The sequence below is a fragment of the Nocardioides agariphilus genome, from assembly GCF_015352445.1.
In the GTDB taxonomy this organism is placed as follows: Bacteria; Actinomycetota; Actinomycetes; order Propionibacteriales; family Nocardioidaceae; genus Nocardioides; species Nocardioides agariphilus.
Window position 1 is genome coordinate 25,754 of the sequence record NZ_JADKPO010000025.1, and the last position, 16,152, is coordinate 41,905.

Genomic DNA, 16,152 nt, shown 5'->3' on the forward strand with positions numbered 1-16,152 from the left:
GCCTGGCTCGTCAGTCCAGACGCCCCGGCGCGCTCAGACCTCGTGCTTGAGATGCTCGGACGGTGTCGATGCACGATCTGGCGGAGCTGTGGGCCGAGGGCTTGCTCCGCTCGCCGGTCGTCGACGTGAGACCGTTGAGCGGCGGCATCACCTCGACGATGCTGGCGCTGACCACGGCGGCCGGCGATCAAGCCGTCCTGCGGCTGATGACCAACGAGCCGTGGCGCACGCACGGCGCTGAGCTGACCTCCCGGGAGCACGAGACGCAGCTGATGCTGGCGGCGACGGCCATCCCCGCGCCGAGGTCGATCGCGCTCGACGCCGACGGCCGTCACGCTGGCGAGGCGGCGCACCTGATGACCCTGCTGCCTGGTGTGGTCGACGCCGGGCGCACCTCGGACGAGGACCTCACCACCGTGGCCCACTTACTGGCCGCGATCCACGACCTCGATCCGGACCCGCGACCGCGGACCTACCAGTCCTGGGCGTACCCGTCGAAGTACGTCGTGCCTGCCTGGGCCAGGGAGCCGGAGGCTTGGGAGCGGGCGTTCGCGATCCTCGGTCAGGACCCCCCGGCGTACGACGGAGTGTTCTTGCACCGCGACTTCGCGCCCCGCAACCTGTTGTGGAGCGGGCGCGCGATCAGCGGGATCGTCGACTGGGTCGAGACGTCGTGGGGGCCGGCGTGGCTCGACGTCGCCCACTTTCGCACCATGCTGGCGGTCGGCCACGGCACCGAGGTCGCCGACCGGTTCGCCGCAACGTACGTGCGGCTGACCGGGCGGGAGCCGCAGCCGTACTTCGACGTGATGGACGTCGTGGGCCTGTTGCCGGCGCCGGGCCGCACGCCGTTCCTGACCGAGCCCGGCGAGCTGGTCCGGCTGGAGTCACACCTGCTCAGCTTGTTGTGAGGGCCGGCCACGAGGGCTCGAGATCCACGCAGGCGTACGCCGTGTCGGCAGGCCGGATCCCCAACGCGGCCCAGAGTCCGAGGTATCCGTTGCGCTCGCGGCCCGGGTGGTCGCGACGGTCCGGGGTCGCCTGGCAGAAGTGCCGCCGGACCGAGCACGCGTCGACGCCGACGACCCGGGCGACCAGCTCGTAGTCACCGGACCACTCCTGCGCGAGGGTGGCCGGGTCCTCGTCGTCCCACACGAGGGCGGCCGGGTAGGAGTGCAGCCTGTCGAGCTCGGTGCCGCACGCGAACAGCGTGTGCGACCACCCCTCGTCGTCGGTCGTGGTGATCGCACTGACGACGGTGTGCAGCTCGCGCGAGAGCCGCTGGCACACGGTGAGGTCGCGGGGTGCGAAGTACGCCGGCCAGGTCAGCGTCGTCCAGCCGTCGCGCTCCCCGGCGACGACCAATTGCGCGCGACCGGGTGCCGAGCCGTCGAAGTACGTCTCGACGGCCTCCACCACCTGGTGCGGCGCGACCCCCCGGATGGCCGACCGTGAGGTCAGCTCCACGCGCACACCGTAGGCCGCATCACCCTCGCCACACAGCCATTTGCGCCGGACAATCGAGGAATGCGGGTCGGGGTGATCGGTGCGGGGCCCACCGGGCTCGTCCTCGGCATCGCACTGGCCCGTCGCGGGCACGAGGTGACGCTGGTCGACCGAGACCCCGGGCCGGAGCCTGACGGTGCCTGGCGGCGCAAGGGCGTCATGCAGTTCCACCACGCCCACGTGATGCGCACCCACGCGGTGCACGTCGTGCGAGCCGAAGTGCCGGAGGCCTACGACGAGTGGCTGGAGCTGGGTGCCGAGCCTGCGCTTGCCGGTGACCAGATGGTGGCCATCAAGGCCCAGCGCGAGACCTACGAGCGTGGGCTGCGGACGGTGGCCATGCGCGAGCGCGGCGTCACGATCCGCCGCGGTCACGTCGACGGCGTGCTGGTCTCGGACGGACGTGCGGCAGGGTTGCTGGTCGACGGGAGGCCGCTCAACGGCGATCTCGTGGTCGAGGCTGCTGGCCGGTCGAGCCGCGCCACCGATGCGTTGGGCGCGCGGGAGAGCATCGGCGGATCGTGCGGGATCGCCTACGTGGACAGGGTGTATCGGCTGCATGCGGGTGCCGAGCCCGGGCCGATGACGACGCCGTTCACGTTCGCCGCGGCCTACGACGGCTACTTGGCGATCCTGGCGCCGCACGAGCACGGCATCTTCTCGCTGATCGTGGTCCGCCGAACCGACGACAAGGAGCTGGCGCGGCTGCGTCACGACGAGCTGTGGGACCGAGCCTGCGCGGCGATCCCCGGCATCTCCGATTGGACCGACCCCGAGCGGTCACAGCCGGTCACCAGCGCCCTCGCGGGTGGCAACCTCCTCAACGTCTACCGGTCGCAGCGGGCTCCTGACGGCCGGCTGCTCCTGCCGGGGCTGGTGTCGGTCGGTGACGCCGTGTGCACGACCACGCCCATCTACGCGCGGGGAGTGGCACTGGCGATGTTGCAGGTCTCGCGGCTGCTCCAGCTCCTCGACGCCCACGGAGTCGACGCCGACACCGCGGTCGAGGAGTTCGCGGACTGGTGCGCGGCCGCGATGCGGCCATGGGTCATCGAGCACATGGCGATCGACACCGGGCTCGCCCGTCGGTGGGCCGGTGAGGACGTCTTCGCCGACCACCATCTGCCCGGGGACCTCGTCCTCGCCGCGGGCGCGCAGAATCCAGCCATTGGTGACATCGCCGGCCCGTGGGTCAGCATGGACGGCGGCCCCGAGAGTCTCGAGCCGGCTCGGGCGCTGGCCCGCGAGGTGTACGCCACCGGCTGGCGTCCGCCGTACGCCGATGGCCCCACGCGTGACGAGCTGGTGGCGCTGCTGGGCTAGTGGCCGGCGGGCCCGCCCTCCTCGCCGCCGGCCTCGAAGTCGTCGGGCACGACGACCGGCCGCAGCTTGGCCCAGGCGAGGAACGCGATGCCGACGACCAGGAGTGCCAGGCCGGACCAGAGGTTGGCGTTGACGCCTCCGGTCTTGTCCTCCTCGGTGTCCCCGAACAGGCCCATCAAGAAGATGATCAGGCCGTCGACGGTCAGCAGTGCGCCGATGATGTTGCGGATGTCGAACAGCCCGGCGCGATGACCGCGCCCGCGGTGGGACTGGGTGGTGGTGCTCATCGCAAGGCCTCCTAGAAGATCACGTTGAGGACGATGACCATGGCCAAGGCGACGCTGGCGAGCGGGACCGTACGCCGGTACCAGGGGTAGCTCGCCTCGTCGGGGTCGGTGCGCTCCTCCTTGGGTGTCTCGGAGTACACGAGGCCGCGCAGCTCCTCGTCAGGCTTGGGTTCGGTGACCAGCGACACCACCACGCTCAGCACGATGTCCACCACGAAGGCGACCGAGGCCGCCAAGAAGGCCGCGCCCTGGCCGCCCAGTGGGATGACGCCGGTGCTCAGCGACCCGAAGGCGTCCTCGGAGAGGAAGGCGACCGCGACCGCCGACAGCGTGCCGCTGACCAGGCCCACCCAGCCGGCGGTGGCGGTCATCCGCTTCCAGAACATCCCGAGGATGAACGTCGCGAACAGCGGTGCGTTGAAGAAGCCGAACAGCACCTGCAGGTAGTCCATGACGTTGGAGAAGTTGGCGGCGAGCGACGCGGTGAAGATGGCGATCGCGGTTGCCGCCACCGTGGCGATCCGCCCGATCCGCAGGTAGTAGTCGTCGTCGCGGTCCTTGACGACGTAGTCGCCCCACAGGTCGTAGGAGAACACGGTGTTGAAGGCGGAGATGTTGGCCGCCATGCCGGCCATGAACGCAGCCAGGAGACCGGTGATCGCCAGCCCCAGCAGGCCGTTGGGCAACAGGTCGCGCATCAAGTAGAGCAGCGCGTCGTTGTAGGCGACGCCCTGTCCCGACGCACCCCCCGGCGGCGAGCCACCGGCCTTCAGGTCGACGATCTCCTTGACCAGCACCGCGGCGATCATGCCGGGCACGATCGTGATGAAGGGGACGAACATCTTGGGGAACGCGCCGATGATCGGGGTCTTGCGCGCCGAGGAGATCGAGTCCGAGGCCATCGCCCGCTGCACCTCGACGAAGTTGGTGGTCCAGTAGCCGAAGGACAGCACGAACCCCAGTCCGAACACGATGCCGACCACCGACCAGAACGACGAGTCGAGGCCGGAGAGCGCCTGACCGGGCCAGGAGTTGAGCTGCTGCTCGGCGGGTGCGGCGTTGCCGTTCTCGGCGGCCGCCGTGATCTTCTCGGTCAGCCCGTTCCATCCACCGACCTTGTGCAGGCCGATCAGGGTCAGCGGTGCGAGTGAGGCGACGATGACGAAGAACTGGAGCACCTCGTTGTAGATCGCGGCCGAGAGCCCACCCAGGGTGATGTAGGACAGCACCACGAGCGCGGCCACCACGAGTGCGACAGGCAGCGGCCAGCCGAGCAGCGCGTGCACGACGCTGCCCAGCAGGTAGAGGTTGATCCCCGCGATCAGCAGCTGGGCGACGGCGAAGGAGATGGCGTTGACCAGGTGGGCGCCCGTGCCGAAGCGCCGGAGCATGAACTCCGGCACCGAGCGGACCTTCGAGCCGTAGTAGAACGGCATCATCACCACGCCGAGGAACAGCATCGCCGGAATGGCGCCGACCCAGAAGTAGTGCACGGTCGGGATGCCGAAGTCCGCGCCGTTGGCCGACATGCCCATGATCTCGACCGCGCCCAGGTTGGCCGAGATGAAGGCCAGTCCCGTCACCCATGCGGGCAGCGACCGTCCGGAGAGGAAGAAGTCGATCGACTCCGAGACCTGGCTCTTGGCCAGGAAGCCGATGCCCAGCACGAACGCGAAGTAGATGACCAGGATCAGGTAGTCGACGAAGCTCGCGTCGATGATGGTGGCCATCGGGAGTACTGCGGACACGGACTCTCCTCCCGAGCGGTGGGGTGTGCGTCTCGCAACCTAGACCCGGGCTGGTTCGCCCGTCCTCGCCCGTCGGGGTGGGCAGCTCATTCGGACGACGTCGTGCCCAGCCATGCGATGAGCGGGCGCAGCGAGGTCCAGTCGGCACGAACCCGGTCGAGGAGCTCGGGGGTGTGGATGACCTTCTCGAAGCCGTAGGACTTCCCGGCGTACAGAGACTTGTGGCGCAGCAGGTCGATCCGCTTGTGGTCGGCGTCGTAGCCACGAGGAGTGGTCTTGAGCGTCTCGCCGCCCAGCTCCCAGCCAGCCTTGGTGAGCTTGTTGGTGATGCGACCGAGCTGGGCGCCACGCCTGTCATCGACGACCGCGTCGCGGAAGACGGCGATCCGTTCGCTGGACATGTCGTAGCAGCCGCCGCCGACGCGTACGCCGCGCGCGGAGATCTCGACGTACCAACCGGTCGACGGCGCTACGTCGATGTAGGCGCCCTGGTTGGTCTTGTACGGCGTCTTGTCCTTGGCGAACCGCACGTCGCGGTAGGGCCGGAACACCTTGTAGGACTTGCCGTCGTGGGCGAAGTCCTTGGCCAGCGCCGCCACGAGCGCCGTGATCGGCGCCTTGACGTCGCTGTCGTAGGTCGCCTTGTGCTTCTCCCAGTAGGACTTGGTGTTGTCGACCTCGAGGTCGTCGTAGAAGTCCAGGGCCGCCACCGGGAAACCGGCGAAGTCACTCACCGGCTCAGGCTACTGGGGCATGCGCGAGTGCTGCCCCGCGGATCGTGGCCGATGCTGCGGGGTACTATTCCTGCGCCCCGGTCAGCCGGGCATGCGGATGTAGCTCAGTTGGTAGAGCGCGACCTTCCCAAGGTCGATGTCGCGAGTTCGAGTCTCGTCATCCGCTCCAGGTCAGTCCCAGGGAGCCAGGCCGGGGCGCTTGGGTGCGACGGAGTCGCCGCTTGACCTACCGGTCAGTCGTCGCCGCACCCAGGGCACGAAGTGGGCGCGGGTCCACTGGGCATGGGCGCGGTAGCGGCCGGTGCGGGTGAGCACCACCTCGGGTGGGAGCTCGGGTTCGTCGAGGCCGTGGGGTACGCCGAGGACGTCGAGGACGTGGAGCGCCATCCGGGCGTGACCGGCGGGGCCGAGGTGCATGCGGTCGTGGTCCCAGTAGCGCCAGTCGCGGAACTCCCGCATCCGCCAGAAGTCGACGATGGTGGCGCCGTGGCGGTCGGCGGCTGCGCGGACCAGCTCGTTGTAGAGAGCAAACCGAGCACGGACCGGTCGGTAGATCGCGGAGCCGCCGGTGTCGAAGGCCGTGAACACCAGCAGCTCGGCGCCGGTCGCGGCGAGCTTGCCGAGGGCGGCGTCGTAGCGGTCGACGATCGCGTCGATGTCGACCCGCGGACGCATGATGTCGTTGGCGCCGGCGTAGATGGTGACGAGGTCGGGGTCGAGCGCGACGGCTGGCTCGAGCTGCTCGGCGATGACCGCGTCGAGCTTGCGACCGCGGATCGCGAGGTTGGCGTAGCGGAAGTCCCTGCTCTGCGTGGCCAAGACCGCTGCGACTCGGTCGGCCCACCCACGCAGGCCGTTGGGCGAGGACTCGTCGGGGTCGCCGACGCCTTCGGCGAAGGAGTCGCCGAGCGCGACGTAGCGGTGGTACGGCACGCAGAGAGCCTATGAGGTGCGGCTAAGGTGCCGTCGTGCTGCTCTCCGACCGCGACATCATGGCCGAGCTCGAGCTTGGCCGGATCACGATGGAGCCGTTCGATCCGGCGATGATGCAGCCGTCCTCGATCGACGTGCGGCTCGACCGCTACTTCCGGGTCTTCGAGAACCATCGCTACCCCCACATCGACCCGGCGGCCGACCAGTCCGACCTGACGCGGATCGTTGAGCCTGAGGGCGACGAGCCGTTCATCCTGCACCCGGGGGAGTTCGTGCTCGGCTCGACCTACGAGGTCATCACGCTGCCCGACGACATCGCCGCGAGAGTCGAGGGTAAGTCGTCGTTGGGACGTCTCGGCCTGCTCACCCACGCGACGGCCGGCTTCGTCGACCCCGGGTTCTCCGGCCACGTCACCTTGGAGCTGGCCAACGTCGCGACGTTGCCGATCAAGCTCTACCCGGGCATGAAGATCGGCCAGTTCTGCTTCTTCCGGCTCTCCTCGCCGTCGCAGCACCCCTACGGCTCGGCGAAGTACGGATCGCGCTACCAGGGCCAGCGTGGACCTACGCCGTCGCGGTCCTTCCAGAACTTCCACCGCACACCGATTCCCGGCACAACGGAAAAACGCGACTGACCCCGCCCGAAGGTGTCGGGCGGGGCCAGGTCCTGTCACTGCTTCCTGTCACTTCTCGATGCGGTCCGCGATCCGGTGCAGGCGCTCGGCCAGCCGGTGACGGCGAGAGCCGGTGTGCAGGTGCGGCTCCGAGGCACGCGCCACGCGCTCGTGGATGAGGTGGTGGGTCAGCTGCTCGTTGAAGAAGGTCTGGTCGGTCATGGTGGTACTCCTGGTCTCGTCGGGTGGTGGTGTGGTGGCGAGGTCGCTCAGACCTCGTGGAGCTCGATGTCGCCGCTGACGGTCTTGGCCCGCAGCTCGACGTAGTCCTGGCCCGGCTCGGGCTGGCCGGCGCCTTGCAGGTCGGAGTGGATCGAACCGCTGACGGTGGTGATGTCGGTCCAGACGGGCACTCCGGCCGGGACGCCGATGAGTACGTCGCCCGAGGCCCCCTTGGCGCTGAACTTGCCGCGCTTGGCCTTGTCGATCTTCATGTCGCCACTGCCGGTGCTCATCGAGACGCCGTCGCCGGCGGTGCCGATCTCGAGGTCGCCGGATCCGGTCTTGACCACGGCCTGGCCGTTGGTCTTGCCGATCTGGACGTCGCCCGAGCCGGTCGACACCGCGACCGTGGCGCCCGTGTCGTTGACGTCGACGTCGCCCGAACCGCTCTTGATGCGCAGGTCGCCCTCGGCGTCGTCGACGTAGATGTCGCCCGACCCCGTCTCGACGATCAGCGGGCCGGCGAACGTGTCGAGGCGGCAGTCGCCGGAGCCGCTGCGGATCTGGCCGGCCCCGTAGTCGCCGTCGAGGGAGATGTCAGCGCTGCCGGTCTTGGCCACCACGTTGGAGTGGCTCGGGAGGCTGACCGAGACGACGTAGGACGGCTCGCCACCGAACAGCCCACGGTTGCCCTTGGGGGCGATCACGCTGATCTGGCGGCCGTCTTGGCGCACCTGCACCTGCTCGGCCTCGCGTCCGACGACCTCGACGGTCGTTGCGGTGGTGTCGCTCGCGGTGACGCTCAGGGCGCCTTTGCCGAGCTCGACGTAGAGGTCGACCGGCTCGTGGGTCTCGAACTCGTAGCTGCTCATTGCTGTCTCCAGGGTGTGCTGATCCAGGGGACCGACCAGTGGTCGTCCCGCAGTGGGTGGTGGTGAGGGCGGTGTCGGCTAGACCCAGCCGGACATGCGACGGTTGCCGCGCTGCTTGCCGCCTCCGAACGGGTCGCCGCCGAAGAACGGGATGCTCGAGAGGTCGATGTCGACGTTGATGGCGCCATCGCGGGTCGCGGTGCGCACGACGTTGACCAGCCAGGTGTTGAGCGACTGACCGGACTTGGCGGCGGCCTCCTCGGCCTTGGCCTTGACCGACTCCGGGATCCGGAGCGTGATCCGGGACAGGCCGCCCTCCTCGTCGTCGTCGCCGGGCATCGGGGGAGCCGGAGGCGCAGGTGGGGCGGGGATGTTGCTCGGTGCGTGGACCACGAAGTCGAGGTCGCGACCGTCGAGCCGCACGTCGACGCCGCCGTTGGGCAGCTCGGCGGTGATCTCGGCCGCAGCCTGGGAGATCGCCTCCATCATGGCCAGCCGGGCGGCCGGGTCGATCGCATAGCTCAGGCGCTCGGCGACCTGGCGGGCCTCGTCACCGGCACCCTCGGCGGCGGCCAGCAGGTCCCGCTTGAGGGAGTCGACGTACGGGGTGATGTCCATGTGCACCAGCATGACATCACCATGACGTCATGTCAAGCGAATGATGACATCACTTCGGCGTCACATGATGTCAGGTGACGTTTGCCCAGGTCAGCGGGCTCTCACAAGTCGAACAGGGAGTCGGTGTGGTTGATGTCGGCGTCGGTGCGAGGCGTGTTGGTGGCACCGCTGGACGCCGGCGCACCATCGGGTGCGACAGGCTCGGGTGCCTCGTCGGGCTCGGGCTCGTCGTCGGCGTCGAGAATCGTCTCGGGGTCCTGGCCACCCTGGCCCACCTCGAACAGCGACTGGCCCTCGGGGATGTCGTCGCCGACTCGCCAATCGGGGGTGGCGTCCTCGACGGCCGGGGTCGCAGCGGCTGCCGGGGCTGCCGCCGGGGTCGCCGAGCCGGCGGGTGCGCCGTGGCCGACGTCGAACAGCGACTGGCCCTCGGGGATGTCGTCGCCGACCTGCCAGTCAGCCGAGCCGGTAGTCGAGCCGGTAGTCGGCCCGGTAGTCGGCCCGGTAGTCGCCGCTGGCTGCGCCGGCGCGCTCTCGGCGGGTGGCTCAGGCGAGGAGTCGCCGATGTCGAACAGGGAGGTGCCGGCGGGGATCTCGGTGCCGACGCCGGCGTCGGCCTTGGCCCGGGTAGGCGTGGCAGGTGGTGCCGCGAAGGTGGTCTCCTCCTCGACCGGGGTATCGAACAGTGAGGCCCCGTCGCCGAACAAGGAGCCACCGAGCTTGCCCTCGCCGCCCTGGATGCCCTCGACCTCGGACTTCGCCTCGGTGGGCTGAGGCTGGTCGGCCTGGTCGGTGTCGAAGAGGGAGCCGGGCTGCCTGGTGTCGACAGGCTCGACGGGCTCGACGGGCTCGACAGGCTGGGCCACCGATGGTGCGGCGATGGGAGAGGCGGGCGACTCTCCGGCTGCCGGCGGTGCGGCGGGACCAGGTGCCGATCCCACGACGGCTCGCGCCTTCGTCGCCGAGACGCCCTTGACCGAGGCCAGCAGCATCTGGGCGACGTCGAGGACCTCGACCTGCTCGCTCGCCTCACCACGTGACTGCGCGGCGGTCAGACCGTCGTCGAGCATCACGCGGCAAAACGGGCAGCCGACGGCGATCTGGTCGGCACCGGTGGCCACGGCCTCGCGGGTGCGGTTCTCGTTGATGCGCTCGCCGATCCGCTCCTCCATCCACATGCGGGCGCCGCCCGCGCCGCAGCAGAAGGAGCGTTCGGCGGACCGCTCCATCTCGACGTACTGCGCTCCCGGCAGCACCTGGAGCAGCTCGCGCGGCGGGCTGTAGACCTGGTTGTGGCGGCCCAGGAAGCACGGGTCGTGGTAGGTGATCGACCGCGGCGACGCGCCTTCACCGGACGCGACGGGAGTGAGCTTGCCGTCGCGGACCAGCCGGTTGAGCAGCTGGGTGTGGTGCACGACCTCGAGCTCGAGGCCGAAGTCGCGGTACTCGTTCTTGAGGGTGTTGAAGCAGTGGGCGCAGGTGGTGACGACCTGCTTGGTCTTGGCCTCGGTGAGGGTGGCGACGTTCTGCGAGGCCAGGCCCTGGTAGACGAACTCGTTGCCGGCGCGCCGCGCCGCGTCACCCGTGCAGGTCTCGCCGTTGCCCAGCACGCCGAAGGAGATCCCGGCGAGGTTGAGCAGCTCGGCGACGGCGCGTGTGGTCTTCTTGGCGCGGTCCTCGTAGGCTCCGGCGCAGCCCACCCAGAACAGCCAGTCGACCGACTCGAGCGACTCGATGGTCTCGCCGACGACCGGGACCTCGAAGTCGAGGCCCTTGGCCCAGTCCATGCGCATCGTCGGCGCCATGTTCCAGGGGTTGCCCTTGCCCTCCAGACCGCGGAACAGCTGGCTGAGCTCGGCCGGGAAGTTGTTCTCGACGAGCACCTGGTAGCGGCGCATGTCGATGATGTGGTCGACGTGCTCGATGTCGACGGGGCACTGGTTGACGCAGGCTCCGCAGTTGGTGCACGACCACAGCACATCGGGATCGATGACGCCGTAGGACGCCTCGTCGGCGATCAGCGGGCGGGCGGCCTCCTGCTTGACCGACTCGGGGAGGCCGTCGCGGGCGGACTCCTCAGCCAGGATGTAGGGCGCCTTGGCGAACGCGTGGTCGCGCAGCTCCAGGATCAGCATCTTGGGAGACAGCGGCTTCTCGGTGTTCCATGCGGGGCACTGGGACTGGCAACGGCCGCACTCGGTGCAGGTCGCGAAGTCGAGCAGGCCCTTCCAGGTGAAGTCCTCAACGGCGCCGACGCCCAGCTTGGCGTCCTCGTCGAGCTCCTCGAGGTCGTCCATCGTGATCGGCTTGCCGGCCGACATCATCGGCACTGCGGCACCCAGGGCCACTGGAGTGCGACCGAACATCACGTTGATCGGCGCCACGAAGATATGGAGGTGCTTGGAGTGCACCACATCGACGAGGAAGACCAGCATGATGCCGATGTGGAGCAGTAGTCCGAGGTGCTCGAGGAACTCCAAGGACCCGTGGTCGATCCCGTCGAGCCAGTCGCCGACGGCGATCGACATGAACGCCCCGCTCTTGTAGGGCAGGTTGCCCAGCGCGGAGGCGGCGCCTCGGAAGAGGAACAGCGACCAGACGACGTTGAAGATCATGAACAGCACGACCCACGCGCCGCCGAGGTGGGAGCCCTTGAACCGGGACTTGCGGCCCAGCCGCTGCGGGGAGTTGCGGAGCCGGATGATCGCGAACGTCGTGATGCCGGCCAGCGCCATCAGCGCGATGAAGTCCTGGAGGAAGCCGAGCACGGCCCAGCGGCCGATGAGCGGGATCGCGAAGTGGGGGTCGAAGAGGGCGCCGTAGGCCTCGAGGTAGACCGAGGCCAAGATGACGAAGGCCCAGAAGACGAAGAAGTGCGCCGCGCCCGGCACGCTCCACTTGAGGAGCTTCTTCTGGCCGAAGACCTCGACGACCTGGCGCTTGAGGGTCGCGCCGAGACGCCCGGTCACTCCCTCTACCCGACCCGGCGCCGGCTGTCCGGCCGTGATCAGCCGGTAGAGGAAGAGGACCCGTCGACCCACGATCGGCAGGGCGACCGCGTTCATCAGCAGGCCGATCACCAGCACCCAGTTCACTCCACAGGCTCCTGTCGGGGTCCGTACGTCGAGGGACTGCCCGAGCCTAAGGCGCAGCGCCGACGGGCGGCAGACCTGCCCAGGTGAGAAGACTCCTACTGAGCGGACATGTGCTGCTTCAGAGTCGATAGGCGCCACGGGCGTTGCCACCCGCCACCATGGCGCCGATGCGCCGCGCGTCGGGCTCGCTGAGCTCGTCGGCTCGCACCAGGTCGGCCAGCACGCCATCGAGGCCCCGGCGAAACAGCAGGCTGCCCAGCAGGTAGAGCTCGGGCAGTCCGAAGGCGTCGGAGGAGTGCAGCAGCTTGGTGAACGGGACCAGCTCGAGACTCTCCTCGATCAGTCGTCGCGAGAGGGCGCCGGTGTTGTGCACCGCGAGGCCGACGTCCATGAAGACGTGGTCGAAGACCTGGGCAAGGTAGGCGGCGTGGCGGTGGAACGGGTAGTTGTGCAGCAGCAGGACCGGTACGCCGAGTGGCTCGGTCGCGCGCAGGAACGGCGTCAGGTGCAGTGGGTCGCACCGGAGCAGGTCGACGTCGTTGTCGCCGTACCCGACATGCAGCTGGAGGGGCAGGCCGGCCTCGATCGCGGTCCACGCCAGGGCGCTGATCACGGTGCGGTCGGTGATCCGCCAGGGCTCACCGTCTGCGGGCCGTGACGAGTGCAGGGTGGCCACGACGTCGAGGTCGCTCGGGCGCTCGCCGAGCAGGTCGAGGCCGCAGCGGTAGGCGGCGATGCTCTTGGCGCCGACTGCCTCGGACTCGGTGAGGCGTTGGCGCAGCGCGTTGCGGAAGTCGCGCGGCTCCGTGCCGGTCTCCAGCAGCTCCTGGGCCGTCGTCTCGAGACGGAGGATCTCGTGGGCGCGAACGGCCGGTCCGGCGTAGGCCGCCACCTCGGCGGGGTCACAGATCTCCTCGGGCTGGAAGCCGGTGTCGACGAGCAGCGTGTCGATGCCGGCAGCAGTCAGCATCCGCCGGGCGACCTCGTCGTGGCCGAGGGCCTGCCGACGGCCCAGGTAGGTGTCGGGGTCGGCGTGGGGCTCCAGGCCGAGCAGCGGCGCGCAATGGCGTCGGATCGCCGCCCCGAGCATCGAGTCGAACGGTGAGCCAGTCCACCTGCCGGCACCAGCCCCCTCGTTCAGCAACGCCTCGAAGGCCGGGCGGTCGAGGTCGCGTCGCACGAGGCCGTGACAGTGGTGGTCGACGAGAGGCCCTGCGACGTAAGGGGTCTGGGTCATGTCATCAGGCTCGCAGGCTCGCAGGCTCGCAGCTCAGCCATCGGCCGCGTCGACCTTCTCGAGTGACACCGAGAGCCGGCGTGCCAGACCCGGCGAGAGCACCATCGCGACAGCGACCAGGAGCACGATCCCGAACGCGACGACGGGGAACCACTGACCCGGGTTGCCATCGGGGTAGGGGATGACGTTGCGCCAGATCGTGTAGCCCAGCATGACGAGCGCGGCCAGCGGGATCACGATCTCCCACGTCGGCACCGACATCTTGCGATCGACGAACAGCAGCTTGATGCAGCCGACCGTCGCCAGCACATAGGCGACGAGGAGGATCAAGGTGCCGATGGTGCCGCTCCAGAGGAACGTGTCGAAGGGCTTCGCACCGAAGAGCACCGCGCACACCAACGCGATCGCAGCGATCTTGAAGCAGACCACGATGGCCGCGATCGCAGGGGTGTCGTTGCGGCCGGTGCGGCTGAGGATCGAGCCGGGGCTGGCGTCGCGAGCCACGGCGAACAGCAGTCGCGATGCCCCCACGACGCACGCCAGGCAGCAGGCGAACGCGCTGACTGCGGCGCCGAGGGTGACGGTCTCGCCGATCCACGACGCGATGTAGGACGTGCCGATGTCGCCCATGAGCGCGCCGGACCCTACGAACGCCTCCATGCCGGCCTTGTCGGTCCCGAAGGCCATCACCTCGACGGCGGTGACGAAGGTGAAGTAGACGCCACCGAAGATCGCCGTGCCGAGGATCGCCCGGGGGATGTCGCGCGACGGGTTGTGCGCCTCCTCGCCGAGGGTGGCGGCCGCCTCGAAGCCGGCGAACGACAGCAGGCCGAAGACGATCCCGAGGAACAGCGTGGAGGTGTCCGTGCCGGGCTCGACCTTGAACACGTCGAGGGTCAGCTCGGCACCTCCCGGCGCGGAACCGGCCGCCATCTTCACGAACGCGAACAGTGCGATGAGCAGGATCAGCAGTACGGTGACGCCCTCGATCACCAGGAGCGTCGTGGTCGCGCGTCGTGCGGGCACGATCGCGAGCCACAGCACCAGCACCAGTGCCAGCCCGCCGACCACGAAGCCCGCCCAGTCGGGCTGGTCGGTCCAGATGCCCGTGTCATCGAGGAACTGGGCGCCGAAGACACCGGTCGCGCTGGCGGTGACCAGGCCGTAGAACGTATAGGTCGCCAGCAGGCTCAGACCCGCCGTAGCGCCCGCCTGCGGTCCGAGCGTGGCGCCTGCGAAGACGTAGACCGATCCTGCGTGCTGGTAGTACTGGCACAGCCGCACGAACACGTAGGCGATCAGCAGCACCGCGACCGCGGCCAGGAAGAACGCCAGTGGTGTCGCGCGACCCACGAGACCAGCGGTGCCCTGGGGGTTGATGTTCGCGGCCATCGACGGCGCCATCAGCGCCACGGAGATGCCGACTGCCTGCCAGATCGTGAGACCCCTGCGTAGTCCGGTACTGCCGGCGGTGGCCACCTGCGCTCCTCTCCGAGGAGCCGACCCCTGCCGGCTCCTACGATGCGAGTGTGGATCACGTCGCCGACCTGGCCCAGACCGAACGCGACGCACGTGCCGCCGCGGCCGCCACGTTGCTCGGCCCACTCTCCGAGCGCGGCATCGTCGCCGTCGCCGCGACGTTCGTCGACAACTCCGGGGTGGCCAGGGTCAAGGCGGTGCCGCTGGATCGGCTGCCGCACCTCGCGGCGTGGGGAGTCGGGTCGTCGGTGTCCTTCGACCGGTTCCGCTTCGACGACTGGATCGCCGGCGCGGGTGAGGGGCGCGAGGTGGTCGGCGACCTGCGGGTGATGCCGGACGTACGCCGTGTCGTCCCGCTCTCCGCTCAGCCCGGGTGGGCGTGGACGCCGGCCGACCGCTACCGGCAAGACGGCGTCCCGCACGACCAGTGCAACCGTCTGCTGCTGTCGTCCATGGTCGGATCGCTGGCAGCGCATGGGATCTCGATGAAGGCGTCTGTCGAGCTCGAATGGGTGGTCGGTGACGACGACGGGACTGACGACTTCACGCCTGCCGTGCGTGGGCCGGCCTACGGCCTGGCCCGACTCGTCGACGGCTCCGACTACAGCCGTGACGTGCTCACGGCCCTGGCCGGCTCGGGGGTCGTCGTCGAACAGTTCCACCCCGAGTACGCGCCGGGTCAGATGGAGCTGTCCGTAGCACCCGAGGACCCGGTCTCCGCTGCCGACACCTCGGTGCTGGTGCGCACCGTCATCGCTGGCGTCGGCGCACGGCACGGCTTCCGCACCTCGTTCTCCCCGAAGGTGGCCGTGCCTGGTGTCGGCAACGGCGGTCACGTGCACTGTTCGCTGTGGCGAGGCGACCAGAACCTGATGGCCGGCGGCCCGTCCGAGCACTTCGGGCTCTCGGCGGAGGGGGAGTCCTTCGCCGCTGGGGTGCTCGCGCATCTCCCTGCTCTGATGGCCGTCGGTGCACCTGGCGCGACGTCGTACCTGCGGCACCTGCCTTCCCACTGGGCGGGCACCTATGCCTGCTGGGGGCTGGAGAACCGCGAGGCAGCGGTGCGGATGGTCACCGGATCGCCGGGGGCGACGGCGATGGCGGCCAACATCGAGGTCAAGTGCTTCGACCTGCACGCCAACCCCTACCTGGCCTTCGCCGGCGTCATCGCTGCCGGCGTGGCCGGCCTCGCGTCCAACGCGCGTCTGCCCGACCCCGTCGACGTCGATCCCGCCGTGCTGCCCGATGCCGAGCTGGCCGCGCGCGGCATCAAGCGCCTGCCGACCTCGCTCCGAGAGGCGGTCGTCGCCTTCGCCGGCGACGCGGTGATCCGGGAGGCCTTCGGCGGCCCCTTGTCCGCCTCGATCGTCGCCGTGCGGGAGAGCGAGATCGAGCTGTTCGACGGTGTCAGCGACCAGGAGATCGCGGCCCGTACCAGGTGGCAGCGCTGAGTCGTGTGGGCGAGCGTGCGCTCTGGCGCACGC

The 16,152-nt window shown here is 69.4% G+C and carries 15 protein-coding genes and 1 tRNA gene; 5 read left to right on the plus strand and 11 right to left on the minus strand.

All coding sequences use genetic code 11. The features are described from left to right. The first annotated feature begins 68 nt into the window (after positions 1-68). Complete coding sequence (locus ISU10_RS16805) at positions 69-911, plus strand: aminoglycoside phosphotransferase family protein (RefSeq protein ID WP_228501214.1); 843 nt, start codon at positions 69-71, stop codon at positions 909-911. On the opposite strand, the gene ISU10_RS16810 is transcribed toward ISU10_RS16805, so the two are convergent. Further along, positions 898-1,467, minus strand: coding sequence for a hypothetical protein (locus ISU10_RS16810; RefSeq protein ID WP_194697582.1), 570 nt, complete (start codon positions 1,465-1,467; stop codon positions 898-900). The genes ISU10_RS16805 and ISU10_RS16810 overlap by 14 nt on opposite strands. Positions 1,468-1,527: 60 nt before the next feature. Between ISU10_RS16810 and ISU10_RS16815 the strand changes: the two genes are divergently transcribed. Continuing rightward, positions 1,528-2,829 carry an FAD-dependent oxidoreductase gene (locus ISU10_RS16815; protein ID WP_194697583.1) on the plus strand — a complete coding sequence of 434 codons (1,302 nt, stop codon included), beginning with the start codon at positions 1,528-1,530 and terminating at the stop codon, positions 2,827-2,829. Here the strand turns inward: ISU10_RS16815 and ISU10_RS16820 are convergent. From ISU10_RS16820 to ISU10_RS16830, 3 genes are all read right to left on the minus strand, one after another. Next, positions 2,826-3,116 carry a hypothetical protein gene (locus ISU10_RS16820; RefSeq protein WP_194697584.1) on the minus strand — a complete coding sequence of 97 codons (291 nt, stop codon included), beginning with the start codon at positions 3,114-3,116 and terminating at the stop codon, positions 2,826-2,828. The two genes, ISU10_RS16815 and ISU10_RS16820, sit on opposite strands and share 4 nt — an antisense overlap. A gap of 11 nt (positions 3,117-3,127) precedes the next feature. After that, on the minus strand, positions 3,128-4,846 hold the full coding sequence (locus ISU10_RS16825; RefSeq protein WP_194697611.1) for a sodium:solute symporter family protein: 1,719 nt from the start codon (positions 4,844-4,846) through the stop codon (positions 3,128-3,130). A 104-nt stretch (positions 4,847-4,950) separates the two neighbouring features. Next, the gene (locus ISU10_RS16830; RefSeq protein WP_194697585.1) at positions 4,951-5,598 is read right to left on the minus strand and encodes a DUF2461 domain-containing protein; all 648 of its coding nucleotides are present in this window, start codon (positions 5,596-5,598) and stop codon (positions 4,951-4,953) included. Between the two features lie 93 nt (positions 5,599-5,691). Here ISU10_RS16830 and ISU10_RS16835 point away from each other — a divergent pair. After that, positions 5,692-5,767, plus strand: a tRNA-Gly gene (locus tag ISU10_RS16835). Positions 5,768-5,769: 2 nt separating this feature from the next. Here the strand turns inward: ISU10_RS16835 and ISU10_RS16840 are convergent. Then, the gene (locus tag ISU10_RS16840) at positions 5,770-6,531 is read right to left on the minus strand and encodes an SGNH/GDSL hydrolase family protein (RefSeq protein WP_194697586.1); all 762 of its coding nucleotides are present in this window, start codon (positions 6,529-6,531) and stop codon (positions 5,770-5,772) included. Between the two features lie 35 nt (positions 6,532-6,566). Here ISU10_RS16840 and dcd point away from each other — a divergent pair, with 35 nt between their 5' ends. Further along, positions 6,567-7,166, plus strand: coding sequence for a dCTP deaminase (dcd, locus tag ISU10_RS16845; RefSeq protein WP_194697587.1), 600 nt, complete (start codon positions 6,567-6,569; stop codon positions 7,164-7,166). A gap of 48 nt (positions 7,167-7,214) precedes the next feature. On the opposite strand, the gene ISU10_RS16850 is transcribed toward dcd, so the two are convergent. The 6 genes from ISU10_RS16850 to ISU10_RS16875 form a co-directional block, all read right to left on the minus strand. Further along, a complete protein-coding gene (locus tag ISU10_RS16850) occupies positions 7,215-7,367 on the minus strand; it encodes a hypothetical protein (protein ID WP_194697588.1) in 153 nt (50 codons plus the stop codon). Positions 7,368-7,414: 47 nt separating this feature from the next. After that, positions 7,415-8,239, minus strand: a complete 825-nt coding sequence (locus ISU10_RS16855) for a DUF4097 family beta strand repeat-containing protein (RefSeq protein ID WP_194697589.1) — start codon at positions 8,237-8,239, stop codon at positions 7,415-7,417. 78 nt (positions 8,240-8,317) lie between these two features. Beyond that, the gene (locus ISU10_RS16860) at positions 8,318-8,869 is read right to left on the minus strand and encodes a toxin-antitoxin system HicB family antitoxin (RefSeq protein ID WP_228501204.1); all 552 of its coding nucleotides are present in this window, start codon (positions 8,867-8,869) and stop codon (positions 8,318-8,320) included. 89 nt (positions 8,870-8,958) lie between these two features. Beyond that, positions 8,959-11,952, minus strand: coding sequence for a (Fe-S)-binding protein (locus ISU10_RS16865; protein WP_194697590.1), 2,994 nt, complete (start codon positions 11,950-11,952; stop codon positions 8,959-8,961). 118 nt (positions 11,953-12,070) lie between these two features. Next, positions 12,071-13,189 (minus strand): amidohydrolase family protein, encoded by a 1,119-nt coding sequence (locus tag ISU10_RS16870; RefSeq protein ID WP_194697591.1) that lies wholly within the window; start codon positions 13,187-13,189, stop codon positions 12,071-12,073. Between the two features lie 33 nt (positions 13,190-13,222). Continuing rightward, complete coding sequence (locus tag ISU10_RS16875; RefSeq protein ID WP_370865561.1) at positions 13,223-14,668, minus strand: APC family permease; 1,446 nt, start codon at positions 14,666-14,668, stop codon at positions 13,223-13,225. A 50-nt stretch (positions 14,669-14,718) separates the two neighbouring features. Here ISU10_RS16875 and ISU10_RS16880 point away from each other — a divergent pair, with 50 nt between their 5' ends. Continuing rightward, positions 14,719-16,119 carry a type I glutamate--ammonia ligase gene (locus ISU10_RS16880; protein WP_370865563.1) on the plus strand — a complete coding sequence of 467 codons (1,401 nt, stop codon included), beginning with the start codon at positions 14,719-14,721 and terminating at the stop codon, positions 16,117-16,119. Positions 16,120-16,152: the final 33 nt, after the last annotated feature.

Excerpts from the sequence above, each read along its gene's own strand:
- ISU10_RS16805 (WP_228501214.1), top strand. The coding sequence starts at position 69 with ATGCACGATCTGGCGGAGCTGTGGGCCGAGGGCTTGCTCCGCTCGCCG.
- ISU10_RS16815 (WP_194697583.1), top strand. The coding sequence starts at position 1,528 with ATGCGGGTCGGGGTGATCGGTGCGGGGCCCACCGGGCTCGTCCTCGGC.
- ISU10_RS16820 (WP_194697584.1), bottom strand. The coding sequence starts at position 3,116 with ATGAGCACCACCACCCAGTCCCACCGCGGGCGCGGTCATCGCGCCGGG.
- ISU10_RS16825 (WP_194697611.1), bottom strand. The coding sequence starts at position 4,846 with ATGGCCACCATCATCGACGCGAGCTTCGTCGACTACCTGATCCTGGTC.
- ISU10_RS16850 (WP_194697588.1), bottom strand. The coding sequence starts at position 7,367 with ATGACCGACCAGACCTTCTTCAACGAGCAGCTGACCCACCACCTCATC.
- ISU10_RS16855 (WP_194697589.1), bottom strand. The coding sequence starts at position 8,239 with ATGAGCAGCTACGAGTTCGAGACCCACGAGCCGGTCGACCTCTACGTC.
- ISU10_RS16860 (WP_228501204.1), bottom strand. The coding sequence starts at position 8,869 with ATGCTGGTGCACATGGACATCACCCCGTACGTCGACTCCCTCAAGCGG.
- ISU10_RS16870 (WP_194697591.1), bottom strand. The coding sequence starts at position 13,189 with ATGACCCAGACCCCTTACGTCGCAGGGCCTCTCGTCGACCACCACTGT.